Origin of the sequence: Tatumella sp. UCD-D_suzukii (genome assembly GCF_000611875.2) — a bacterium.
Classification (GTDB): Bacteria; Pseudomonadota; Gammaproteobacteria; order Enterobacterales; family Enterobacteriaceae; genus Tatumella; species Tatumella ptyseos.
In genome coordinates, this window is record NZ_JFJX01000072.1 from 1 (window position 1) to 24,775 (window position 24,775).

The window sequence follows — 24,775 nt, forward strand, 5'->3', positions numbered from 1 at the left end:
GAAACTTGCCCCGAGATGAGTTCTCCCTGACTCCTTGAGAGTCCTGAAGGGACGTTGAAGACTACGACGTTGATAGGCCGGATGTGTAAGTGCAGCGATGCATTGAGCTAACCGGTACTAATGACCCGTGAGGCTTAACCTTACAACGCCAGAGGCGTTTTGCGAGAGACGCAAAAGAATTTTCAGCGAAGTTCCGGATTGTTGATATAAAAATGTAGTTGTGTTCTGCGGACATACGTCCGAAGGATTTTACGCTGAGACAAGGCGGCAACTGCGTGATGAGAGGGAGCATACATAAGTATGTGACTGAACAGCACAAAGGCAGCCAACGCAGTATCAGTGAAAAAGACACAGGACATAGCACCAAGATTTGCCTGGCGGCAAGAGCGCGGTGGTCCCACCTGACCCCATGCCGAACTCAGAAGTGAAACGCCGTAGCGCCGATGGTAGTGTGGGGTCTCCCCATGCGAGAGTAGGGAACTGCCAGGCATCCAATTAAGACTGTATTACAGTCGTGACTTTTACCGTGACGGGTAAAAGGTGAAATACCTGAGTTCAGAAACTCTGAATTCAGTACAGAATCGGTGGAGCGGTAGTTCAGTTGGTTAGAATACCTGCCTGTCACGCAGGGGGTCGCGGGTTCGAGTCCCGTCCGTTCCGCCACCCTATTTAGGGGCGTAGTTCAATTGGTAGAGCACCGGTCTCCAAAACCGGGTGTTGGGGGTTCGAGTCCCTCCGCCCCTGCCAGAAAAATCATCCTTTGCTTTGCAAAGGATTTTTTTTTGCCTGAAAAACACCCCTGTCAGTCCATTTCTGTCGAAATCTTCCCCGCCAGACCGGCAATTTTCCGGCCTGACCCTCAAATTTTTCCGTCAAACCCTGTATTCATGATCAATGTGAGCCGACCGGTACTTTCAGAAGCTGTTTTAGCGCGGCCTGTTGATCGCTGTTCTGTAGCCACACCGCATATAGCGGGCGAATTACCGTGGCAGTATCGGCGACCGGAACCAGATCTTTATATATTGTCTGCCAGTACTCCGGTAAAAATGCACAGGCTTCCGTGGTATGCAGCAGGTCACGTGCGATATGTGCCGAAGTTGTCGTCAGTATCGGTGAATCATCGCTGCCGGATAAGTAAAGTTCATGCTGATGGAAGTCCGCGCCCCATTCCAGTTTGATATACTGATATCGCTCTTTTTTGTCAGACTGGCGGGATCGAAACAGTGCCAGGGAGATATGACCGATCTGCTGACTTAACAGTTCATCCATCTTCGGCGCTTCTGTGGTGATCAGTACATCCAGCTGACGTTCATGGATCTGTTTCACCAGCAGATGTCGCTGGGCAACCCTGGCTTCAATATGAAGATTTTCACGCGTCTGATAGAGCGTTTTAAGCCAGGGCGTCAGGTAGGCCTCCCAGAGCGCTGTACTGGCCCCAATCGTCAGTTCATGCTGCTGCTGAGAGAGCGAAACCTCTTTCTTCGCGATAAGCCAGGTACTCATCAGCGTTTCGGCATAGGGTAATAATCGTTCACCTGCAGAAGTCAGCCGGATGTTATTTCGATGGCGGGTAAACAAACTGACACCCAGTTGATTTTCCAGCTGACGAATGCGAAAACTCACCGCAGACTGGGTCAGGTATAATGCTTCTGCAGCTCTCCCGAAATGGCGTGTTCTGCTGACTTCCAGGAAAGTTTTCAGCAATTCTGTATCCATAACATCATCTCCAAATATTTTAATCAATACGATTAAAATCTTTTGTTTTACACTTTGTCAAGCCTATCGAATACTCCGCGCCATAAATCACACGACCATTAAAGAGTTAGGAGCGTGTAAAATGTCGGATAGTTTTACCACCACAAATCGCTTTTTTGATAATAAGCACTACCCGCGAGGGTTTTCACGCCACGGTGATTTTACCATCAAGGAAGCTCAGTTACTTGAACGTCATGGTTCTGCTTTTAATGAACTGGATCTGGCGAAGCGTGAGCCTGTTACGGAAGAAGAGATTAAATTTGTTGAAGTCTGCCGCGGCCTGAAAGAGCCGGAAACGGAAGCAGAACGCGTCTGGTCAAAATATATGAGCAGAATTAAGCGTCCGAAACGTTTCCATACACTTTCCGGCGGTAAACCGCAGATGGATACGGTTGAAGATTTCAGCGATAGTGATGATTAATAAAAAAGGGCTTCGGCCCTTTTTTTGATCCTGACATGACTCCTTACTCCCTGCCATTAAGTGACACCAGTACCCCCCTGTCCCCTTTATTGCTGAAGATGACGCAACACGTTCTCCATCGCCCTGTAGCTGATGGCTTCCTGTAAATGTTCCCGCCCGATAGCTGTCGTCTCTGTCATATCAGCCAGCGTTCTGGCGACTTTTAATATCCGTTGCCATGCCCGTACAGAGAGCCCGAGTTTTTGTAATACCTGCTCCAGCCATCGTGCATCCTGTGGGCTTATCCGGCACCACTCGTTGATATCTTTGTGCGTCATCAGAGCATTGATTCTGCCTGATCGGTTGAGCTGATATTCCCGGGCTCTGATCACACGTTTTCTGACCTGTTCTGTTGTCTCCCCCGGAGAGGTGGGCTCACTTAACATGCCGGGAGGAAGTAAGGGGACTTCAACAGATAAATCAAAGCGGTCCAGAAAGGGCCCGGAGAGGCGATTGAGGTAATGCAGTACCTGGTTTGCGGACTGACGCATATGCATGCCCTGATAGTCCCCTGTGGGGCCAGGATTCATGGCTGCAATTAACTGAAAACGTGCAGGATAGGTAATTTTAGCCTGTGCTCTGGAGAGCGCAATTTTACCGGCTTCCAGCGGCTGCCGGAGCGCGTCCAGCGTTTTGCGCTCAAACTCAGGCAATTCATCCAGAAAGAGCACCCCGTTATGTGCCAGAGAGATTTCACCCGGCCGTGGCAGGGCACCCCCACCGACCAGAGCATACACGGATGCACTGTGGTGAGGTGCCCGGAAAGGACGCTCATAACACAAGGCAGTGGCCGGGATATCCTGGCAGAGGCTATTGAGTGCTGTACACTCCAGAGCCTCCTGCTCGGTCAGCGGGGGCAATATACCGGGTAGCCGGGCCGCGAGCATCGTTTTACCGGTACCTGGCGGGCCGATAAGGAGTAAATTATGGCCACCGGCAGCAGTGATCTCTAATGCGCGCCTGGCCTGCTGCTGGCCAATAATCTCCTGCAGATCCGGGTAGCTTCCTGCTTCGTAACTGCCTGTATAGGTGGCTTGCCGTAGCTGCGTTTTCCCGTGCAGAAAATGACAAACCTCCAGCAGGCTGTCTGCAACGAATGTGACCGCTTCTCTGACTAAACCGGCTTCTGTTTCGTTATCACCGGAAAGGATCAGGTTTCTCTTTGCATGACATGCAGCAACCACGGCCGGGATCGCGCCCCTGATTGCCCGTAGCCCGCCGGTTAAGGCCAGCTCCCCGGAAAACTCCGTGGTGGTCAGGGATTCCGGAGGAATTTGTCCGGAAGCGGCAAGGATAGCTATCGCAATCGGCAGATCGTAACGCCCCCCTTGTTTTGGCATATCTGCCGGGGCCAGGCTGACCGTGATCCGGCGGACAGGAAAACGAAAGCCGCTATTGATAATGGCACTGCGCACCCGTTCCCGCGATTCTTTAACGGTTGCTTCCGGTAGCCCGACCATGACCAGGGAGGGGAGTCCGTTACTCAGATGGACTTCTACAGTGACCAGCGGGGCATCCAGACCGATAATTGCACGGGTCATCACTCTGGCTAATGACATATTCTCTCCCTGAAATATCATCCAGTATAAAATATTGCGCCTGTCCTGCTCGCCGGCCGGAGGATGATTTTATGGGATCCCTCCTGTTCATAGTGATGGCAATGACATGAATTGCCCGAATTTTGTGATGAGTCTCTGCGGTGAAACCATTTTTCGGAGAAAAAATTAAAGCATTAGTGATTTTTATATAACTAATACTTATCAGTGATTTAGAAGGAAATGGCTCACAGTCCCGGGAAATTAATAAAAAAAGGGGTTGTCATCTTTCGTCATCCTATGGTAACTCTTTAAGCACTATATCGAATTAAGCGAATGTTGAACTGATTATGAAAGCCCTTCTCCGAGTGATTAGCCTGGTCGTGATTAGCGTGGTGGTGATTATTCTACCATCGTGCGGGGCTGCACTCGGAGAAAGAAAGGCTTAGAAATCAAGCCTTAATCGAAAGAGAACCCCCGCACCGACAGGTCCGGGGGTTTTTTTTTGGTGTTCAGGCCTTGTAGCATTTTAATGTGGAGTGGAACATGAATGGCAGCATAACGTTCTGTCTCTCCCGGCAAAAGACAGGTGAATAGCGATGACCGGAGCACAGTGGGTAGTTCAGGCTTTAAGGGCACAAGGGGTTCAGACCGTTTTTGGATATCCGGGCGGGGCGATTATGCCAGTCTACGATGCACTCTATGACGGCGGCGTAGAGCATTTGCTGTGCCGTCATGAACAAGGTGCCGTCATGGCCGCCATTGGCTATGCCCGTGCCACCAACAAAACCGGAGTGTGTATTGCAACCTCCGGTCCGGGAGCGACGAACCTGATCACCGGACTGGCTGATGCAATGATGGACTCGGTCCCGGTGGTCGCCATTACCGGACAAGTATCTACCGCTGTCATAGGTACCGATGCGTTTCAGGAAATTGATGTCCTCGGATTATCACTGGCCTGTACCAAGCATAGTTTTATGGTGCAGTCCGCAGAAGAGTTACCCGGCATTCTGGCGGAAGCCTTTGCTATCGCTCAGTCCGGCCGTCCCGGTCCGGTGCTGGTCGATATCCCTAAAGATATTCAGTTGGGCGCGGCAGATTTTACTGATGTCACTGCCAGTATGGATGACATTCCCGCGTTCGCCGAAAACGAGATGCAGGAAGCCCGCCGTTTACTGGCAGCCGCCCGTAAGCCAGTGGTTTATATCGGTGGCGGTGTCGGCATTGCCGGTGCCGTTCCGGCCCTGCGGGAATTTCTGTCTGCGACCGGTGCACCTTCGGTATGTACACTGAAGGGGCTGGGATGTGTTAATGCGGATAACGAAACCTACCTGGGCATGCTGGGCATGCACGGTAGCAAAATGGCCAACCTGGCGGTTCAGCAGTGTGATCTGCTGATAGCGGTCGGTGCCCGGTTTGATGATCGTGTTACCGGTAAGCTGGATACCTTTGCGCCGGAAGCCGCAGTGATCCATCTGGATATCGACCCGGCAGAACTGAACAAGTTGCGACGTGCCCATGTTTCTTTGCAGGGGGATTTGAACCAGCTGTTACCGGCCCTGAGTCAGCCACTGAATATCTCCGCCTGGTGCAGTTCGGTTACCGCAATGAAGCGGGATTATGCCAGCCGATATGACCATCCCGGTGACCCCATTTATGCCCCCGCACTCCTGAAAGCTCTGTCAGATAAAAAAACCGTACAAACGATTATTACGACTGACGTTGGCCAGCATCAGATGTGGACAGCACAGCATATGTCTTTTGATGCTCCGGATCGTTTTATTACCTCAAGTGGTCTCGGTACCATGGGGTTTGGCTTACCGGCCGCCATCGGGGCTCAGGTGGCCTGCCCGCAGGATACCGTTATCTGTGTCTCCGGTGATGGCTCTATCATGATGAATATTCAGGAGCTGGGAACCATTAAGCGCCGTCAGCTGCCGGTCAAAATCCTGCTGCTGGATAACCAGCGTCTGGGAATGGTTCGCCAGTGGCAGCAGCTTTTCTTTGAAGAGCGTTATAGCGAAACCTGTCTGACAGACAATCCGGATTTCCTGACGATCGCCAGTGCGTTTGATATTCCGGGGCAGAAAATCAGCCGGAAGGATCAGATAGATGCCGCACTGGATACCCTGCTGACCTCTGAAGGTTCTTACTTCCTGCATGTCGTTATCGATGAGGGTGAGAATGTCTGGCCACTGGTGCCACCGGGTGCCAGCAACACTCAGATGATGGAGGAAACGGCATGAATCAGTATCAGTTATCTGTAAACGCGCACTACCGGCCTGAAATTTTAGAGCGTATTCTGCGTGTTGTGCGTCATCGTGGTTTCCGGGTTAATGCGATGACGATGGGACAGCCGGCAGAGGCTGACGCTATCAGTATCGAAATGACAGTAAGCAGCCTGCGTTCAGTTGAGTTACTGTCAGTACAACTTACAAAACTTATGGACGTCACCAGCGTTCAGGTTAAATAACGAATAACACAACAAATCCACCCAAGGGTACAAAGGACATCAATATGAGCACGACAAAAGCAGAGTTTATCTGGTTCAACGGGAAAATGGTGAAATGGGAAGACGCGAAGGTCAGCGTGATGTCACATGCGTTGCACTATGGTACGTCTGTCTTTGAAGGTGTACGTTGCTATGATTCTCATAAAGGCCCTGTGGTCTTCCGTCATCGTGAGCATATGCAACGTCTGCGTGACTCTGCCAAAATCTATCGTTTCCCGGTCTCTCAGAGTGTTGATGAACTGATGGAAGCCTGCCGAGAAGTCTTACGGGTGAATAACCTGAAAAGTGCCTATATCCGTCCGCTGGTCTTTGTGGGTGATGTCGGGCTAGGGGTCAATCCTCCTGAAGGTTACAGTACCGATGTGATTATCGCCGCCTTCCCGTGGGGGGCTTATCTGGGTGCGGAAGCGCTTGAACAAGGTATCGACGCGATGGTCTCTTCCTGGAACCGTGTGGCGGCGAATACTATCCCGACCGGCGCGAAAGCCGGCGGAAACTACCTTTCATCTCTGTTAGTCGGCAGCGAAGCCCGCCGTCATGGTTATCAGGAAGGGATTGCGCTGGATGTGAATGGTTACCTGTCTGAAGGTGCCGGTGAAAACCTGTTTGAAGTCAAAGACGGTATTCTGTTCACTCCGCCATTCACTTCGTCAGCGTTGCCGGGGATCACCCGCGATGCCATTATTAAACTGGCAAAAGAGCTGGGTATTGAAGTCCGTGAGCAGGCACTGTCCCGTGAGTCACTGTATCTGGCGGATGAAGTCTTTATGTCAGGGACCGCCGCTGAGATTACCCCGGTACGTAGTGTTGATGGTATCCAGGTGGGTGAAGGCCGTTGTGGCCCGGTCACTAAGCGTATTCAACAGGCATTCTTTGGTCTGTTTACGGGTGAAACTGAAGATAAATGGGGCTGGCTGGATCCGGTTAACCCGCAATAACGATTGAATAACGCGGGCTTCAACAGGGTCCGCGATTTTTTTACAGACTGGAGTAAACAGAGCATGCCTAAGTATCGTTCCGCCACCACCACCCATGGCCGTAATATGGCGGGAGCCCGCGCGCTGTGGCGCGCAACCGGAATGACGGATGATGATTTCGGAAAACCCATCATTGCCGTCGTTAACTCCTTTACGCAGTTCGTGCCGGGTCATGTGCATTTACGTGATTTGGGAAAACTGGTTGCGGAGCAGATTGAAGCCTCCGGCGGCGTCGCGAAAGAATTTAATACCATTGCCGTGGATGACGGTATCGCGATGGGCCATGGCGGAATGTTGTATTCACTGCCGTCCCGTGAACTGATTGCAGATTCCGTGGAATATATGGTGAATGCACATTGTGCCGATGCCATGGTCTGCATCTCAAACTGCGATAAAATCACTCCGGGGATGTTAATGGCATCGTTGCGCCTGAATATCCCGGTCATTTTTGTCTCCGGTGGCCCGATGGAAGCCGGTAAAACCAAACTGTCCGATCAGCTGATTAAGCTGGATCTGGTTGATGCGATGATCCAGGGGGCGAACCCGAATGTCAGTGATGCCGACAGTGAGCAGATCGAGCGTTCAGCGTGTCCGACCTGTGGCTCCTGCTCCGGTATGTTTACCGCCAATTCTATGAACTGTCTCACCGAAGCATTAGGATTGTCCCAGCCGGGTAATGGCTCCCTGCTGGCAACACACGCCGATCGTGAGCAGTTATTTATTAATGCCGGTAAGCGTATCGTCGGGCTGACCAAGCGCTACTACGAGCAGGATGACGCTTCTGTACTGCCCCGTAATATCGCCAGCAAAGCCGCGTTTGAGAATGCGATGACGCTGGATATCGCCATGGGCGGTTCAACCAATACCGTCTTACACCTGCTGGCAGCCGCTCAGGAAGGCGAGATTGATTTTGATATTTCAGATATCGATCGCCTGTCACGTCAGGTGCCTCACCTGTGTAAAGTGGCCCCGAGCACCCAAAAATATCATATGGAAGACGTCCACCGTGCGGGCGGCGTGATAGGGATCCTGGGGGAACTGGCGCGTGCCGGTCTGCTGGATACCTCGGTGCCGAATATTCTGGGTACAACCCTCGGTGAGGCGCTTAAACAGTATGACATCATGCTGACCGGGGATGAGGCCGTTAAAGAGATGTACCGTGCAGGACCTGCCGGTATCCGTACCACCAAAGCCTTCTCTCAAAATTGTCGCTGGGATACGCTGGATAATGACCGTGAACACGGTTGTATCCGTGCCCGCGAACATGCGTATTCTCAGGACGGCGGTCTGGCGGTGCTTCACGGTAATATTGCCGTCGATGGCTGTATTGTAAAAACCGCCGGGGTTGATGAAGGCAGCCTGACCTTCCGCGGTCCGGCAAAAGTCTACGAAAGCCAGGATGCCGCGGTTGAGGCTATTCTCGGTGGGAAAGTCGTGGCCGGTGATGTGGTTGTGATCCGCTACGAGGGACCGAAAGGCGGACCAGGCATGCAGGAAATGCTGTATCCGACCACTTACCTGAAGTCAATGGGGCTGGGTAAAAGTTGCGCACTGATCACCGACGGGCGTTTCTCCGGCGGAACCTCCGGCCTGTCTATCGGTCATGCCTCCCCGGAAGCGGCTAACGGTGGCGTCATCGCCCTGGTCAACGATGGCGATATTATCGACATTGATATCCCGCGTCGTCATATCAGTCTGGAAATTGATGAAGCTGAACTGCAGGCGCGCCGGGAGGCTGAAGAAGCTCGCGGTACGGCAGCCTATACGCCGAAATCGCGTCAGCGTGAAGTCTCCTTTGCTCTGCGGGCTTATGCTTCACTGGCGACCAGTGCGGATAAAGGCGCGGTGCGTGATAAGAGTAAACTCGGGGGGTAACGGACATGGCTGTTTCCAAACCTCTTTCTTCCGCGCCTACGGGCGCGGAGTACCTTCATGCGGTACTGCGTTCACCGGTCTATGAAGTCACGCAGGTGACGCCATTGCAGAAGATGGAAAAACTCTCTGCGCGGCTGGGCAACACCATTGTCGTGAAGCGGGAAGACCGTCAGCCGGTACACAGCTTTAAGCTGCGCGGCGCTTACTCGATGATAGCCGGTCTGAATGAAGAACAACGCGCCCGGGGCGTGGTCACGGCATCGGCCGGAAACCATGCCCAGGGCGTCGCGCTTTCGGCGACCCGGCTCGGGATCCGCTCACTGATCGTCATGCCGGTGGCCACGGCGGATATTAAAGTAGAAGCGGTCCGTGCTTTTGGCGGCGAGGCTCTGCTCCACGGGGCAAACTTCGATGAGGCAAAAGCAAAAGCGATTGAGCTCTCCGAACAGCATGGTTATACCTTTGTGCCTCCTTTTGACCATCCGGCGGTGATTGCCGGGCAGGGTACGCTGGCGCTGGAATTATTACAGCAGGATGCCCATATCGACCGGATTTTTGTGCCGGTCGGGGGGGGCGGACTGGCGGCGGGCGTGGCTGTATTAATTAAACAGCTGATGCCGGAAATTAAGGTGATCGCGGTTGAAGCGGAAGATTCAGCCTGCCTGAAAGCTGCGCTGGATGCCGGTGAGCCGGTTGAACTTTCCCGCGTTGGTCTGTTTGCGGAAGGTGTTGCGGTCCGGCGCATTGGCGATGAAACGTTCCGTGTGTGTCGGGAATATCTGGACGATATTATCACCGTGGACAGTGATGCCATCTGTGCTGCAATGAAAGATATTTTCGAAGATGTGCGTGCGATTGCCGAGCCTTCCGGGGCACTGGCGCTGGCAGGCATGAAGAAATATATCCAACAGCATGAGATCCGTGATGAACGCCTGGCCCATGTTCTTTCCGGGGCCAACGTGAATTTCCACGGTCTTCGCTATGTTTCAGAACGGTGTGAGCTGGGTGAACAGCGCGAAGCCTTACTGGCAGTCACCATCCCGGAAGAGAAGGGCAGTTTCCTGAACTTTTGTCAGGTGCTGGGTGGCCGTGCCGTCACTGAGTTTAACTACCGGTATGCCGATGATCGGAATGCCTGTATTTTTGTCGGTGTTCGTCTGTCACGGGGCATTGCGGAGCGTACAGAGATTGTCAGGGAACTGACAGACAAGGGTTATCAGGTGGTCGATCTGTCTGATGACGAAATGGCAAAACTCCACCTTCGCTATATGGTCGGCGGCCGCCCGGGGAAACCGCTGAAAGAACGGTTGTTCAGCTTTGAGTTCCCTGAATCTCCCGGGGCACTGCTGAAATTCCTGCAGACACTGGGTACCCACTGGAATATCTCGCTATTCCACTACCGTAGTCACGGTACGGATTATGGCCGGGTACTGGCTGCCTTTGAACTCAGCGATAACGAACCCCGTTTCGCTGAGCATGTGCAGGCGCTCGGTTATGACTTTCATGATGAAAGTGATAATCCGGCATTCCGGTTTTTCCTGGCCGGACAAGCCCTATAACAGGCTCCAGAAAGCATTAATCAGCGGCTCGGCGAGCCGCTTTTTTTGCACGCAGACGCCCAGTTCCAGCGGCGCTCCCAGGTCTGTTCGGGCGATTTTCATCACCCTGTTTCTGACCGGTTCGGGACTGTTTTCCAGTACCACGTCCGGCAGCAGCGCAATTCCGCAGCCTAAAGCCACCATAGATACCATGGCTTCATGCCCTGAAACGGTCGCATAGATGACCGGGGCCGTGATTTTACGGCGTTTCAGCCACTGGTCGATACTGCGTCTGACCGGACCCTGCTCAGGAAAAATAAACGGAACCTGGCTCCAGTCCGGGTCTTCCTCGCTGATTTGCACTCTGACCGGACAAGGGAGTGCCGGTGCTATCAATGCCAGGGGCAGAAAGTCCACCGGCGTGAATGCCACGCCGGAAGGCAGCGACTCCGGCTTACCGGCAATAGAAATATCCGCCTCTCCTGAACTGACTTTCTGTACGGCATCCGACGGGTCTCCGGTCGAGAGCTTAATTTCCACCTGCGGGTGTTCGGCGCGAAACCGGTCCAGGACCGGAGGCAGGTGGCTATAGGCCGCCGTGACAGAGCAGAACAGATGCAGTTCTCCACTGAGTGACGGACTGTTCAGGTCCATCGTGTGTCGCAGTTGCTGGTAATGCAGCAGGGTTTGTCTGGCAAACAGGGTAAAGTTTTCCCCGGCAGCGGTCAGTGTGACGGAACGATTATCGCGGAAGAAAAGGGGATGTCCGGTCTCTTCTTCCAGTCGCTGGATCTGGCGTGATAGCGTCGACGGGCTGACATGCATCGCCCTCGCGGTCTGTCCGAAATGACAACTTTCAGCCAGATGAAGAAAGAGTTTCAGGTCACGTAAGTCCATAGCAGCCTCATCAGAAAGGTTGTTGCATATATTGCAACGTGGTGTTGTTAATATATCAATTTAAGCAATGGAATTCATGACATATGATGAAGTCATTCTCAGGACAGCAAAGACTGTGACTGAAAAACTGATAAATACAAACACAACGAATCAATGGAGCATCCATGGCTAACTATTTCAACACACTGAACCTGCGCAATCAGTTAGCGCAATTAGGTAAATGTCGTTTCATGTCGCGTGAAGAATTTACCGACGGGGCAAGCGTCCTGAAAGGCAAAAAAGTCGTGATTGTTGGTTGTGGTGCTCAGGGTCTTAACCAGGGCCTGAATATGCGTGATTCCGGTCTGGATGTTGCTTATGCACTGCGTGCAGAAGCGATTGCAGAGAAACGCGCTTCATGGCGTAAAGCGACCGACAACGGTTTTAAGGTCGGGACTTACGAAGAACTGATCCCTCAGGCCGATCTGGTGATCAACCTGACGCCGGACAAACAGCACTCTGCCGTCGTACAGGCGGTTCAGCCTCTGATGAAAGATGGCGCGACTCTGGGCTACTCCCATGGTTTCAATATCGTTGAAGTAGGTGAGACTATCCGTAAAGACATCACCGTTGTGATGGTCGCGCCGAAATGTCCGGGAACGGAAGTTCGTGAAGAATACAAACGTGGTTTCGGTGTACCGACGCTTATCGCGGTTCACCCGGAAAACGACCCGAAAGGTGAAGGTCTGGCTATCGCTAAAGCCTGGGCCGCTGCGACCGGGGGCCACCGTGCCGGTGTTCTGGAATCTTCTTTTGTTGCGGAAGTAAAATCAGACCTGATGGGTGAGCAGACTATTCTGTGCGGTATGTTACAGGCAGGTTCATTACTGTGCTTCGATAAGCTGGTGGCTGAAGGTACCGACCCTGCTTATGCAGAAAAACTGATCCAGTTCGGCTGGGAAACCATTACCGAATCGCTGAAGTTCGGCGGTATCACACTGATGATGGACCGTCTGTCCAACCCGGCGAAACTGCGAGCCTATGCCCTGTCTGAGCAACTGAAAGAGATCATGGCACCTCTGTTCTGCAAACATATGGATGACATTATCTCCGGGGATTTCTCTGCCGGTATGATGGCTGACTGGGCAAACGATGATAAAGATCTGCTGACCTGGCGTGAAGAGACCGGAAAAACGGCATTCGAAACCGCACCACAGTTTGAAGGTAAGATTGGCGAACAGGATTACTACGACCAGGGTGTTGTGATGATCGCCATGGTCAAAGCAGGTGTTGAACTGGCCTTCGAAACCATGGTGGCGGCCGGCATTATTGAAGAGTCTGCCTACTATGAGTCTCTGCATGAACTGCCACTGATTGCCAACACCATTGCCCGTAAGCGTCTGTACGAAATGAACGTCGTTATTTCAGATACGGCAGAATACGGTAACTATCTGTTCTCCTTCGCAGCCGTGCCGTTGCTGAAAGACTTTATGGCACAACTGCAGACCGGCGATTTAGGTCAGAAAACACTGAGCGGGAATACCGTAGATAATGCGCAACTGCGTGATGTGAATGAAGCGATCCGTCAGCATCCTATCGAGAAAGTCGGTAGTAAGTTACGTGGCTATATGACCGATATGAAACGTATCGCCGTTGCCGGTTAACCGGACACAGCTCGCGGTATAAAATACACCCCGGCACCGCCGGGGTTTTTTTATGGTGATTTCTTATGGCGTCCGGATTATCCGCTGGCGCAAAAAAACCGGCGATGCCGGTTTATTTTTTTGCGGATACTCAGCGTTTGCTGAAAGCCAGTCTGGCCGCAAAAGAGAGGAGTACGATGCCGGTGAGCCGATCCATGGTGGCAACCACCCGCGGACGATGGAAAAAACGACTCAGTGGACGGGTCGCCGCAATCAGAGTCATTAGCCAGGTGATCCCCAGTAGCATATGGATGCCGACCAGTCCCAATGTCCAGAAAAATAAGGAATGTCCCTGAGGGATAAACTGCGGCAAAAAGGAGACATAAAATATACCGACTTTCGGATTCAGCATATTCCCCGTCATACCTTTCAGCAGCCAGTTGGTCTGCCGGTTACCGGTACTCTCAGAGGTAGCCATTCCTTTGCGCGGGTGGAGTAACATGCCAATCCCCAGCCAGCAAAGATAAGCGGCTCCACAGTATTTCAGCAGATCGTAAGCCAGTTCAGAGACGGCAATTAATGCTCCCAGACCGCAGGCGACAGCGACCCCCCACAGAAGGCATCCGAGGTTGATTCCGGCAGCCGCCTGAAGGGCCTGTTTACGACCCTCCACCGTGGCCGTCCGCAGAACTAAAGCCGTATCCAGACCGGGTGTCAGGGTCAGCAGGCCGGCCGCCAGCGTATAAGCAATAAGACTTTCTGTTATCGACATCGTTACTCTCCCGCAGAATCGTTTTTATTAAACAGTGTTATAACAAATTGCCGGCACAGAAACAGCCTGATCCAGAGGAGCAAGTGACAGAGGGGGATGCGGATGAAGGTGACGCCCCCGATACTTCGGGGACGCCATAATGCCGATCAGGAGGCTTCGAACAGTGTCTGGTGACGGGTTTCTTTACTCAGCAATAATGCCAGTAACGTCAGAGTCGCCATGGCGGCCAGATAGAACCCGACGGCGGATAATCCGTAGTGAGTATTCAGCCAGGTCGCAATATAAGGTGCCACAGAAGCGCCAAGAATTGAGGACAGGTTATAGGAGAACGACGCTCCGGTGTACCGGACTTCTGTCGGGAAAAGCTCGGGTAATAATGCGCCCATAGGGCCGAATGTCAGCCCCATAATGCTTAACCCGGTCAGCAGGAAAAGCATGACCAGCCACGGTGAGCCTGAACCCAGCATGTGCGGGAAGATAAAGGCAAACGCGATAATCAGTAAGGTGATCACTATCATCGTACTGCGACGACCAAAGCGGTCAGCCAGCACACCTGCGATCGGGATCGTTATACCGAAACCAATTACCGCTACCATCAGCATCCAGAGGAAGCTGGAACGGGGGAATCCTAAGCCTGCCGGGGCCGGTGTCGTGCCGTAACTCATGGCATAGACCGTCATAATATAAAACAGGGTGTAGGTGGCGAGCATAATAAAGGTGCCGAGCAATGTCGCGCCGGGATACTGAGTTAGCAGCGTACCGATAGGGACTTTGACCTGTTTTTTCTCTTTTTTGACTTTGGCAAATACCGGGCTCTCATGTAATGAAACCCTGACGTACAGCCCGATAATCACGAGGATCGCCGACAGAATGAAAGGTACACGCCAGCCCCAGCTCATAAACTGCTGATCATCCAGCAGCCAGGAAAGGAGTAAGAAGGTACCGTTGGCAAAGAAAAAGCCAATAGGTGCGCCCAGTTGCGGGAATGAACCGTAGAGTGCACGTTTTTTCGCAGGGGCGTTTTCTGTCGCCAGTAATGCAGCACCGCCCCATTCACCGCCCAGTCCGAGCCCCTGACCGAAACGGGCCAGTGCCAGTAACAGCGGCGCCGCCACACCAATGGTGGCGTAGCCGGGTAATAAGCCAATCGCCACTGTCGAAATGCCCATGGTCAGCAAAGAGGCGACCAGAGTTGCTTTACGACCAATGCGGTCACCAAAATGGCCAAAAATAGCAGAGCCGATAGGACGTGCGACGAAGGCGATCGCAAAGGTAGCCAGTGACTGAAGTGTGGCAACGGTCGCATCTCCCTGCGGGAAGAAGATATGCGGAAAAACAATGACTGCGGCCGTGGCATAAATATAGAAATCGAAGAATTCAATGGCAGTTCCGACCAGGGAAGCAATAACCACTTTTCCCCTGGAGTTCATCGGGGGAGATTCTGCGGGTGAAGGACAGGGTGCTGTATTGCTGTTTTGCATAATAATAGTTTCTTATTTTTGTAACGATGGACGAACCATATTAGCAGCAGTTTTCAGGTCAGCAATGCTGAACATCCCAGTCACATCGCGGATTATAGGCATAAAAGTGGATAATATGTGTTGTGTTCCGGTTACCGGAACATGACCGCAGGGTGGGGTAAGTTTTTCAGAGGATATCACTGCAAATCAGCCTAAAAAAAGTCACCGGATGACTTTGTCTGGCTGATTTGCAGAAAAAATATTCACGATTCAATATTTTCAGCTGGATTCATTTTCGCTTACATTTTGTGATGATCCGGCAGCTGAAACGGTCTCTTCTGAGGATGTCTCATGATCTTCATATTGCGCAGTGGCTATCCATGCGGCACAAAATAGCGTCAGCCTGGCAAAGAAGTAGAAAAATGCCATCAGGCCCAGCACCGAACCGAATGCTGCGCCGGACGGAGATGAAGCGACTTTCGGCAGCATGATAGTCATAATAAATTTAATGACCTCAAACCCGATAGCCGCCAGCAGAGTGCCACGGAACAGGGCTTTTTTAGGCGGCTGATGGCGCGGCAGGATCCAAAATATCCACAGAAAAATCAGATAATTGGCAGATACCGAAATCAGCAATGCAATAATAGTCATCACCGGTCTCAGCCAGTCAATATGACCGAGCCCTAAGGCATTGACGATGGCGGTCTGTGCCGACCCGGCGATAGAGTTTAATGACAGGGAGACAATTAAGGCCAGCATCAGGCCGGAGAGCGAAATAAAATCACGCACGTATCTGAACCAGATCTTCTCCTGGTCATGAGATTTACGCTCCCAGACATCACGTGATTGTGCGCGGATGGCTTCACGCAAATTTCCTACCCAACTGATACCCGAATAAAGTGCCAGCAGTAATCCGGTGATCCCGACCGTAGTACGTTGCTGAATGGCAGTTTGTACCGTGTTTTTTAAGGTGCCCGCCAGGCCGGGATCGCTGATACTGCCCACAATTTTATCAATCAGGCTGGTAAGCAGGTTCTGGTTAGATGCCAGCACAAACCCGACGGCGGCGAAGGACACCATAAGAATCGGAATTAACGACAAAAAAGAGAAATAGGTAATGGCGGCACCGAACTGGCTTCCCAGGCGATCATTGAAGCGATCGATGGCCCGCAGAAAGTGTGCGACCGCCGGGATATTACTGAACCAGTTAATACTTTTGGAAGCCCGGTTAATTGAGCGATCGACGGCAGGATTACCGGTATTAATCATCGGTACCGGTTGCTGCTTTTTTTCGTTGCCGGAAGGCATTTTTTCCGTCATGAAAGTGACGCTCCTTTGCTAGCCAGTTGAGAAAACAGGTTAATTATAGCGGGCAATTGGCTCTCCGACGAACTGTACCGGCGACCATCCCCTGGAAACCCGGCTTACGGCAACGTGATTTTTCCGCGGATCCGCGTGGAAGAATGGCCGCCGACCCATATTCCGTCCGGTTCAAAACGAATATCCAGGCAGCCGTGACGGCCGATGGAAAGTCCCTGGCGGACGCGGTAATTTCGGGTCTGACCATAACCGGCAAAGTACCAGGCCAGGCAGGCATTAGCACTCCCCGTCACCGGGTCTTCGACCAGGGTATTGTTATGGGAAAATATCACCCTGACTTCATAATCATCACCGCTGCCGTCATTAACGGGCGCAAACAGAACGACACCTTTGACTCCAGCATCATGCTCCAGAGCTTCCAGAGCTTCCAGAGCTTCCAGAGCTTCCAGAGCTTCCAGAGTCGTAGTCGTCAGTGTCAGAGCGCGCAGTCTGGTGACATCGGGAACCGGGAGCAGTAACCAGCGGCTGCCGATGCCTCCGATGGCCGGCTGAAATTGCTTTCCGGTGAGCGGCCCGGTCAGGGCTTCAGTCAGCGGAGAAGTGAAGGGGGTGATCACCGTTTCCGGTGCAAGGAATGCCAGACTCTGGTCATTCTGACGGCGAACAGTGATTAACCCAGCGGCGCATTCCTGAATTACTTTCCCCTGCTTTTCCTCAATCAGCCCCTGCTCCAGCAGTGCATGTGCGGTACCCAATGTCGGATGGCCCGCGAAAGGGAGCTCTCCGTCGGGTGTAAAAATTCTGACATGATAATCCGCACCGGGCTGCTTCGCGGGGACGACAAAGGTGGTTTCGGACAGATTCATCCAGCGGGTGATGTCCAGCATCTGCCGATCGGTCAGTCCTCCGGCATCAAAAACAACCGCCAGCGGATTCCCCTGAAACGGAAGGGTGCTGAAAACATCGACCTGACTAAATACAACCTGGCGGCTCATGGCTATTTCCTTAATTAACAGACGGGAGAATAGTGTGCCAGCTCTTGTGCCGTGAAAGGTTCTGTTTTATCCGTCATCAGAGAAGGTTATCCGGATCACCGAAGCGAATGAAGCAGATGCCACAGATGGAGTTAACGGAACTGTCAGAAAAGAATGCAGCAGGTCGTCAGGCGGAGAACATTGATCCCGTGCTGCCGTGAGTCGTCACCCCGACGTCGAAGAAAGACCGGTATCGGTGCGTTACAGATGTGATAGCCAGAGGCCGTTAACCGTATTGAACCGGGTCAGGGAGCGAAAAGAAGAATGACAGGGTTACCTTTACCGCAGAACACTGCCAGGTGGTAACCCCGTGAATGAACGCTCAGAGAGGCAAGCGCTGACTGCCTCACTTCCGCTGACAGGTCGAAAGTGAGACAGCACTACTCAGTCACTTTCCCACGACATCTGCCGTGGTATGACCCTCATCGTTAGCCGCCGGAATGGCCGGAGCCTCTGCTTCTGCAGCAGAACCGGCAGGTGCGGAGTAATTGAGCCCCAGAATACGGCTGGTGGAGGAGAGTACGCGTTCAGTGGCTTCGATATCGCCTTCCAGAGAAGTACCGTACGATGGGATCATCTGGCGTATTTTCTGCTGCCATATCTCTGTTTCCATCTGTGCCGGGAACACTTTTTTCATCAGATCCAGCATGATTTTGGCAGCGGTGGATGCGCCAGGCGAAGCGCCCAGCAGGGCTGAAACCGTACCATCCTGTGACGTCACAATCTCTGTTCCCAGACGCAAAACACCGCCCTGTTTCGGATCATTTTCGATAATTTGTACCCGCTGACCGGCAACCACCAGGCGCCAGTCTTCAGCTTTTGCGTTGGGAACATATTCCCGCAATGCTTTCAGACGGTCATTATCATTCTGCAGCACCTGGCCAATCAGATACTTGATAAGGTTCAGGTTCTTACCGCCTACCTGCATCATTGGCAGGAGATTGGCAGGGGTCATGGAGCCAAACATATCCAGCAACGACCCTTGTTTGAGGAATTTGGTCGAGAACGTCGCGAACGGACCAAATAGCAGCACCTGTTTACCGTCCAGCATACGGGTATCAACGTGAGGCACCGACATCGGAGGCGCACCGACACTGGCTTTACCGTACACTTTTGCCAGATGCTGTCTGACCAGTTCCGGGTTCTCAGTCACGAGAAAAGAACCGCCTACCGGGAACCCTGCATAACGACGGGCTTCGGGGATCCCGCTTTTTTGCAGTAAAGGTAGCGCAGCACCGCCGGCACCGATAAAGACGTGGCCGGCAATCAGCTGTCTTGAGGTGTTGGTGGTCAGACAGTGCAGCGTCACCTGCCAGCGTCCGTCACTCCGTCGTTTGAGATCACGGACTTCCTGACGGGTTCTTAGCGTGAAATTATCATTCTGCTGCAGGGCGTGGATCAGCTGACGGGTAATTTCGCCGAAATTCACATCGGTACCGATTTCGGTACGGGTCGCGGCAATCGGTGTACCTGGCTGACGTCCTTCCATTAGCAGAGGAACCCAGCGGGCAATTTGTTGCGGGTCTTCAGAATATTCCATACCACGGAACAGGGAACTGTTCTTCAGCGCATCAATACGCTGGCGAAGAAAGCGGACATTCTGCTCGCCCCAGACAAAGCTCATGTGGGGAGTGGTATTAATAAAGGATGCCGGATTATTCAGTCGGCCGAGCTCAACCTGAGAAGCCCAGAACTGGCGTGAAATCTGGAAAGATTCATTGATGGCGACCGCTTTACTGATATCAACAGAGCCATCGGCTTTCTGCGGGGTATAATTCAGTTCTGCCAGTGCGGAATGACCGGTTCCGGCGTTATTCCAGCCGTTGGATGACTCTTCAGCCACGCCGGAAAGACGCTCCACCATTTCCAGCGTCCATTCGGGTTCCAGCTCCTGAAGGAAAGTTCCCAGTGTGGCACTCATCACACCAGCGCCGATCAAAAGTACATCGACGTCTTTTCCCTGCTGAACCTTTTGCTCTGTCGTTGCGATACTACTCATCGCAAGAGAAAGGTTCATTGTTGATCTACACATGAGGCCACATCTCCTCTTCTGTCCGGCATTGACCACTGACAGGCTTACGGGCAAATAATGGGTTTCAGGTCAGGTGATTATCACCTATCTGAAAGACCAAAAGTTATCCGGCAATCTCAAAACAGAAAAAAGTATGAGTTAATGCCGCGTTATATATTTTACCTTTGAATATAACATTTATTTCCCGGAATTAAACAGTTGTTTACCCCCGTCATTTTAGTAAAAAGTCCGGTGATGACAGCTAATTACAGAGATAAGCAGGCAGGTAGTGTGGTCATATTCCGGGGCATGTTTTCCTGCAATGACCTGGCTTGCGGAAAGGGGCTGCGGCAGGTGTTCTGAAATACATTACAGGTAACAGAGGTTGCCTTATCCGGCCCGTTTCTGCGGTTCCCCCCGGCCGACAGCCTTCGCCGGGCGCACGGGGCGACGCCGGGGGGCCGGTGAGCGGTTTACTGCGGATTAATGCGACGCCATAAAAAGCGCAGAATAAAATATTCAACGGCACCCAGAAAAAGAAACCACAGAAAAAATACGATGGTATACAGCTGATTTAAATCCATTATATGAAATAAGGACATCATTTTTCTGGCGAGATCAATTCCGAAGGCGGGTGCCGGCAATAACAGTGCAGACAGGAAACCGAGTAATAAGATCCCGCCCGGGATCAGTAATGTTTCAAGCGGATTTTTCATGATGCAGGTGATCCGGAAAAATGAAGTATTCACTATTCTCAGGGAATTCTCCCTGCCTTTCAATCTCCCGGTCAAAGCGGCCGGAAGCAGAACTGCTGAATCGGATGCGGGCGGTCTGTTCCTGTGACACTCGCTGTTTCCCGTGTCATGCACTGCCATACGGTACTGAGTTCCTTATTTTCCATTAGCTTAGCGCAAAGTTAGCCCGGGTTAAGAGATATAGCCTTGGCTATAACTAACGCCATGATTTTATTGTCTTTTTTAATTCATGGCTTCGTGGTAGACTGCGTCATATTCGGAATGGCAGCAGAAATAACGTGCCCCCCTTTATTGTCCTGAGAGACAAGTCTGAGCGATGAAACCTGATGGATGTCATAACAACAATTATTCTTGCCTTTGGCATGTCAATGGATGCTTTTGCAGCCGCCCTCGGGAAAGGTGCAACCTTAAAAAAACCAGGTATTAAAGAAGCCTTACGTACCGGAGTTATTTTTGGTGGCGTGGAAATGCTGACGCCATTGATTGGCTGGGGTATTGGTCTGGCAGCCAGTAAGTATGTCATGGCCTGGGATCACTGGGTGGCTTTTATTCTGCTGGCTATTCTTGGCGGCAGGATGATCATTGGCGGTTTACGTCATAGTCCGGCGGAAGAGTGTACTGCGCCGGAGCGGCATGGTTTTCTGGTCTTAGCGATGACGGCCGTCGCCACCAGCCTGGATGCGCTGGCGGTAGGCGTTGGTCTGGCTTTCTTACAGGTTAATATCCTGGTGACGGCGCTGGCTATCGGGGGAGCAACGACGATCATGGCAACGACGGGAGTGATGGTCGGTCGTTTTATTGGCCCGATACTGGGTAAATGGGCCGAAGTCCTCGGAGGCGTCGTGCTGGTAGGGATAGGATGCACGATCCTGATCGAACATTTAGGGTTACTGAACTGAAACATCGCGGGCGAGTGATCTTGCGGATCGTTCTCCCGTGTCTTGTCTGAGTATCCCTCCCGGGGTATTCTTGTTGATGTAACGACGGTCCGGGGGTTCTTCCCCGGGTGATCAGCAGTCTGTTGTTACGGGGTGATGGTGTTCCACCTCAACCAACCGCCAGTCCGTTTCATGGAATGGCTGATGACGCCTGACATAATACTTAACCCGCTTGCCGGGGTTTTGGTGTGTCAGGTATCTGCTTCCTGTCCCCTTTCTCTCCGGCGTGATGATATTCAGGAATCTGATATGTTGAAGTCTTTCATGGCTGTATTAATCGGTGGCGGCGCTGGCTGCTTATTACGCTGGTGGTGTTCACTCCGGTTTAATCCTTTATTTACCGGCTTGCCGCTCGGCACCCTGCTGGTCAATCTGGCGGGCGGATTGATTATCGGAGGAGCGCTGGCCTGGTTTGCCCGGCATCCGCAGCTTGACCCTGCCTGGAAACTCTTAATAACCACCGGGCTGTGCGGAGGGCTGACCACATTCTCGACTTTTTCGGCAGAATTAATGGTCATGCTGCAGTCCGGAAAATACCTTTGGGCAATGACCAGCGCTTGTCTGCATCTGTTCGGTACATTGCTGATGACCTTTGCCGGCTTTGCGCTGGTGACCGCCATCAGTTAATTTTTCCGGAACGGGGCACACCCCGTCGCTATCACCGGAGGCCGGCAGAAGCGTTATCCCTTGCCGGCATGTTTTTATTGCCGGCAGGCTTTCTGTGACCGGACGCCGTTCACGGTGCCCGCCGGCAAAACGCAGCAGGGTGAGGCGCTGCCTGAACAGGGATGACTGAAGAATGCTGAAGGATGGGAGGTTTTGCACTAAGCTATCGGTTCATTAACCAGCGTCGGGCACTATTGTTATGTTATCTGAACGTTTTGAGCGATTGATTGATATCTTCCGGGCCCCTCCTTCTGATGCCCCGCCGAAAACACCTGGCCGGTTTTATGCCTATTATCTTCGTCAGGTATGGCCCTGTTTTGCCGGATTACTGGTTGTTGGTCTGATCGGTGCGTTGATCGAGGTCGCTCTGTTCAGCTATCTGAGTAAGATCATCGACTTAGTCGACAGTGCGCATCCGGCATCGGTCTTCCGGGATCACTGGCTACTGCTGAGCTGGATGGGGGCGGTGGCGCTGATCATCCGTCCGGTGTTTATTGCACTGCATGATCTGCTGATCCATCAAACGATTAATCCCCGTCTGACCAGCCTGATACGCTGGCAACATCATAATTATGTGCTGAGACAAAGTCTGACGTTTTTCCAGAATGACTTTGCCGGACGCATTGCGCAGCGCATTATGCAAACCGGCAGTTCATTATGTGACTCTGCGGTTCAGCTGGTGGATGCTATCTGGCATGTGGCCATCTATGCGATTACCGCGCTGGTGCTGTTTGCCGAGGCCGACTGGAAGCTGATGATCCCCCTGATCCTCTGGCTGGTAGTGTATGTGGCCTGTCTGGTCTTTTTTGTCCCGCGGGTCAAGCAACGCTCCGTGGTGTCCTCGGAGGCCCGGTCGAAACTGATGGGCTTCATTGTTGACGGATATACCAATATCTCGACCCTGAAACTTTTTGCCCACAGTGACTTAGAACAGAAAAATGCCCGTGAGGCTATCCTCGAACAGACGGAAACCACGCAGTTGGCGGGACGGATGATCACCGCGATGGATGTGACCCTTTCGACCCTGAACGGCGCGTTAATCGTGAGCACGACCGGGCTGGCTCTCTGGTTATGGAGTCAGTCGCTGATTTCCGTCGGCGCCATTGCTCTGGCGACAGGGCTGGTGATCCGCCTGGTCAATATGTCCGGCTGGATCATGTGGGTGGTGAACGGTATTTTTGCCAACATTGGTATGGTGCAGGATGGGATGGCGACGATTTCTCAGCCGCTGAGTGTGCAGGACAAACCCGGCGCTCCGGCGCTGGCCGTCACCCGGGGAGAGATCCGTTTCGACCATGTTTCTTTTCGCTATGGGCATGGCCGGCCGATCCTCTCGGATATCGATCTGACGCTACGGCCCGGGGAGAAAATCGGTCTGATAGGGGCTTCAGGTGCCGGTAAGTCAACGCTGGTCAATTTGCTGCTAAGAATGTATGACCTGAATGACGGTGCGATATCTATCGACGGGCAAAATATTGCCGATGTCACTCAGGAAAGTCTGCGTAGCCAGATAGGGATGATCACCCAGGATACCTCGCTTCTGCACCGTTCGATACGGGATAATTTACGCTACGGACGCCCCGGGGCTACCGACGCAGAGATTGAGGCAGCGCTGCACGGAGCCCGTGCAGCAGAATTTATTCCGCAACTCTCGGATGCCCAGGGCCGTTATGGCCTGGATGCACACGTCGGTGAACGTGGCGTCAAACTCTCCGGCGGACAGCGTCAGCGTATTGCTATCGCGAGGGTTTTGCTGAAAAACGCCCCTATCCTGGTGATGGATGAGGCCACTTCCGCCCTCGATTCCGAGGTGGAAGCCGCTATCCAGGAAAGTCTGGAGTCTCTGATGGACGGGAAAACCGTGATTGCGATTGCACATCGTCTGTCGACCATTGCACGGATGGACCGTTTAATTGTGTTAGAGCATGGCAGGATTGTGGAAACAGGAAACCATCAGCAACTTCTGGCGGCAGGGGGAGTCTACGCCCGGCTCTGGCAGCGTCAGACCGGAGGATTTGTCGGCGCAGACTGACCCGTCCGGTGTTCTCCGGCCCCGTGACTGCAGATAAAGTGATAGCGGGGCTTCGGAGCAGAGATCCTGTCAGGTATACTGATTTTATTATTCATTATTTCCGGGTTGTTATGGAACGTTTTACTGAAAATCTGATGTATGCCACTCGCTGGCTACTGGCTCCGGTTTATTTTGGTCTCTCTCTGGGATTACTGGCACTGACCATTAAGTTCTTTCAGGAGATTTTTCATGTGCTGCCACACATTCTGTCTGTCAGCGAAAATGAGCTGATCCTGCTGCTGCTGTCGCTGGTGGATATGTCCCTGGTGGGCGGATTACTGATCATGGTCATGCTGTCCGGGTACGAAAATTTTATTTCGGCACTGGATATTGATGAGCATAAAGAAAAGCTGAACTGGCTGGGGAAAATGGATTCCGGCTCGCTGAAAAATAAAGTGGCCGCCTCCATTGTGGCGATCTCCTCGATACATCTGCTACGGGTTTTTATGGAAATGAGAACCATCGATAACAGCAAAGTGCTCTGGTACATCCTGCTGCATCTGACCTTCGTGTTGTCTGCCTTTGTTATGGGCTATCTGGATAAGATGTCACGGCAGGCGAAAGGGGGACATTGATC

The 24,775-nt window shown here is 52.5% G+C and carries 21 protein-coding genes, 2 tRNA genes, 2 rRNA genes and 1 riboswitch; of the genes, 16 read left to right on the forward strand and 9 right to left on the reverse strand.

The window, feature by feature from the left end; all coding sequences use genetic code 11:
- The 4 genes from CG67_RS16595 to CG67_RS16610 all read left to right on the forward strand — a co-directional run.
- Positions 1-142: ribosomal RNA gene (locus tag CG67_RS16595) — 23S ribosomal RNA — on the forward strand; the annotation flags it as partial.
- A gap of 231 nt (positions 143-373) precedes the next feature.
- Positions 374-489, forward strand: a 5S ribosomal RNA gene (gene rrf / locus CG67_RS16600).
- 97 nt (positions 490-586) lie between these two features.
- A tRNA-Asp gene (locus tag CG67_RS16605) sits at positions 587-663 on the forward strand.
- An 8-nt stretch (positions 664-671) separates the two neighbouring features.
- Positions 672-747: transfer RNA gene (locus tag CG67_RS16610), tRNA-Trp, on the forward strand.
- Positions 748-891: 144 nt separating this feature from the next.
- Here the strand turns inward: CG67_RS16610 and hdfR are convergent.
- The gene (hdfR, locus tag CG67_RS16615; RefSeq protein WP_025904052.1) at positions 892-1,716 is read right to left on the reverse strand and encodes an HTH-type transcriptional regulator HdfR; all 825 of its coding nucleotides are present in this window, start codon (positions 1,714-1,716) and stop codon (positions 892-894) included.
- A 121-nt stretch (positions 1,717-1,837) separates the two neighbouring features.
- Here hdfR and CG67_RS16620 point away from each other — a divergent pair, with 121 nt between their 5' ends.
- Positions 1,838-2,176, forward strand: coding sequence for a DUF413 domain-containing protein (locus CG67_RS16620; RefSeq protein ID WP_025904053.1), 339 nt, complete (start codon positions 1,838-1,840; stop codon positions 2,174-2,176).
- 86 nt (positions 2,177-2,262) lie between these two features.
- On the opposite strand, the gene CG67_RS16625 is transcribed toward CG67_RS16620, so the two are convergent.
- Positions 2,263-3,774: a YifB family Mg chelatase-like AAA ATPase gene (locus CG67_RS16625; protein WP_025904054.1), complete on the reverse strand. Its 1,512-nt coding sequence runs from the start codon at positions 3,772-3,774 to the stop codon at positions 2,263-2,265.
- A gap of 326 nt (positions 3,775-4,100) precedes the next feature.
- On the opposite strand from CG67_RS16625, the gene ilvL reads away from it, so the two are divergent.
- The 6 genes from ilvL to ilvA all read left to right on the forward strand — a co-directional run bounded on the left by ilvL (position 4,101) and on the right by ilvA (position 10,673).
- Positions 4,101-4,199 (forward strand): ilv operon leader peptide, encoded by a 99-nt coding sequence (gene ilvL / locus CG67_RS17760; RefSeq protein WP_071780145.1) that lies wholly within the window; start codon positions 4,101-4,103, stop codon positions 4,197-4,199.
- Positions 4,200-4,349: 150 nt separating this feature from the next.
- Complete coding sequence (gene ilvG / locus CG67_RS16630) at positions 4,350-5,996, forward strand: acetolactate synthase 2 catalytic subunit (RefSeq protein ID WP_025904055.1); 1,647 nt, start codon at positions 4,350-4,352, stop codon at positions 5,994-5,996.
- Entirely contained in the window at positions 5,993-6,223 is a 231-nt protein-coding gene (ilvM, locus tag CG67_RS16635) for an acetolactate synthase 2 small subunit (protein WP_029991294.1), read from the forward strand. Before ilvG ends, ilvM begins: the two co-directional genes overlap by 4 nt.
- 44 nt (positions 6,224-6,267) lie before the next feature.
- The gene (gene ilvE, locus CG67_RS16640; protein WP_025904056.1) at positions 6,268-7,200 is read left to right on the forward strand and encodes a branched-chain-amino-acid transaminase; all 933 of its coding nucleotides are present in this window, start codon (positions 6,268-6,270) and stop codon (positions 7,198-7,200) included.
- 63 nt (positions 7,201-7,263) lie between these two features.
- Complete coding sequence (gene ilvD / locus CG67_RS16645) at positions 7,264-9,114, forward strand: dihydroxy-acid dehydratase (protein WP_025904057.1); 1,851 nt, start codon at positions 7,264-7,266, stop codon at positions 9,112-9,114.
- A 5-nt stretch (positions 9,115-9,119) separates the two neighbouring features.
- Positions 9,120-10,673: a threonine ammonia-lyase, biosynthetic gene (gene ilvA / locus CG67_RS16650; protein ID WP_025904058.1), complete on the forward strand. Its 1,554-nt coding sequence runs from the start codon at positions 9,120-9,122 to the stop codon at positions 10,671-10,673.
- Here ilvA and ilvY read toward each other — a convergent pair.
- The gene (gene ilvY / locus CG67_RS16655; protein WP_025904059.1) at positions 10,668-11,549 is read right to left on the reverse strand and encodes an HTH-type transcriptional activator IlvY; all 882 of its coding nucleotides are present in this window, start codon (positions 11,547-11,549) and stop codon (positions 10,668-10,670) included. The genes ilvA and ilvY overlap by 6 nt on opposite strands.
- Positions 11,550-11,713: 164 nt before the next feature.
- On the opposite strand from ilvY, the gene ilvC reads away from it, so the two are divergent.
- Positions 11,714-13,192 (forward strand): ketol-acid reductoisomerase, encoded by a 1,479-nt coding sequence (ilvC, locus tag CG67_RS16660; protein ID WP_025904060.1) that lies wholly within the window; start codon positions 11,714-11,716, stop codon positions 13,190-13,192.
- A 130-nt stretch (positions 13,193-13,322) separates the two neighbouring features.
- Here the strand turns inward: ilvC and CG67_RS16665 are convergent, their stop codons facing one another.
- The 6 genes from CG67_RS16665 to CG67_RS16690 all read right to left on the reverse strand — a co-directional run bounded on the left by CG67_RS16665 (position 13,323) and on the right by CG67_RS16690 (position 20,484).
- Positions 13,323-13,943 (reverse strand): LysE family translocator, encoded by a 621-nt coding sequence (locus tag CG67_RS16665; RefSeq protein ID WP_025904061.1) that lies wholly within the window; start codon positions 13,941-13,943, stop codon positions 13,323-13,325.
- A 146-nt stretch (positions 13,944-14,089) separates the two neighbouring features.
- Positions 14,090-15,424: an MFS transporter gene (locus tag CG67_RS16670; RefSeq protein ID WP_025904062.1), complete on the reverse strand. Its 1,335-nt coding sequence runs from the start codon at positions 15,422-15,424 to the stop codon at positions 14,090-14,092.
- A gap of 258 nt (positions 15,425-15,682) precedes the next feature.
- Positions 15,683-16,723: an inner membrane protein YhjD gene (gene yhjD / locus CG67_RS16675; RefSeq protein ID WP_025904063.1), complete on the reverse strand. Its 1,041-nt coding sequence runs from the start codon at positions 16,721-16,723 to the stop codon at positions 15,683-15,685.
- A gap of 104 nt (positions 16,724-16,827) precedes the next feature.
- A complete protein-coding gene (locus CG67_RS16680) occupies positions 16,828-17,718 on the reverse strand; it encodes a PhzF family phenazine biosynthesis protein (protein WP_025904064.1) in 891 nt (296 codons plus the stop codon).
- Positions 17,719-18,145: 427 nt separating this feature from the next.
- Positions 18,146-19,789: a malate dehydrogenase (quinone) gene (gene mqo / locus CG67_RS16685; protein ID WP_025904065.1), complete on the reverse strand. Its 1,644-nt coding sequence runs from the start codon at positions 19,787-19,789 to the stop codon at positions 18,146-18,148.
- A 452-nt stretch (positions 19,790-20,241) separates the two neighbouring features.
- Positions 20,242-20,484, reverse strand: coding sequence for a DUF1158 family protein (locus CG67_RS16690; protein ID WP_025904066.1), 243 nt, complete (start codon positions 20,482-20,484; stop codon positions 20,242-20,244).
- A 365-nt stretch (positions 20,485-20,849) separates the two neighbouring features.
- Here CG67_RS16690 and mntP point away from each other — a divergent pair, with 365 nt between their 5' ends.
- The 4 genes from mntP (at position 20,850) to CG67_RS16710 (ending at position 24,773) form a co-directional block, all read left to right on the forward strand.
- Positions 20,850-21,422, forward strand: a complete 573-nt coding sequence (mntP, locus tag CG67_RS16695) for a manganese efflux pump MntP (RefSeq protein ID WP_025904067.1) — start codon at positions 20,850-20,852, stop codon at positions 21,420-21,422.
- Positions 21,423-21,544: 122 nt separating this feature from the next.
- Positions 21,545-21,622, forward strand: a riboswitch (Fluoride riboswitch).
- A gap of 88 nt (positions 21,623-21,710) precedes the next feature.
- A complete protein-coding gene (gene crcB, locus CG67_RS16700; protein ID WP_025904068.1) occupies positions 21,711-22,088 on the forward strand; it encodes a fluoride efflux transporter CrcB in 378 nt (125 codons plus the stop codon).
- Between the two features lie 238 nt (positions 22,089-22,326).
- Positions 22,327-24,159, forward strand: a complete 1,833-nt coding sequence (locus CG67_RS16705) for an ABC transporter ATP-binding protein (protein ID WP_025904069.1) — start codon at positions 22,327-22,329, stop codon at positions 24,157-24,159.
- A gap of 110 nt (positions 24,160-24,269) precedes the next feature.
- A complete protein-coding gene (locus CG67_RS16710) occupies positions 24,270-24,773 on the forward strand; it encodes a TIGR00645 family protein (protein WP_025904070.1) in 504 nt (167 codons plus the stop codon).
- Positions 24,774-24,775 lie beyond the last annotated feature (2 nt).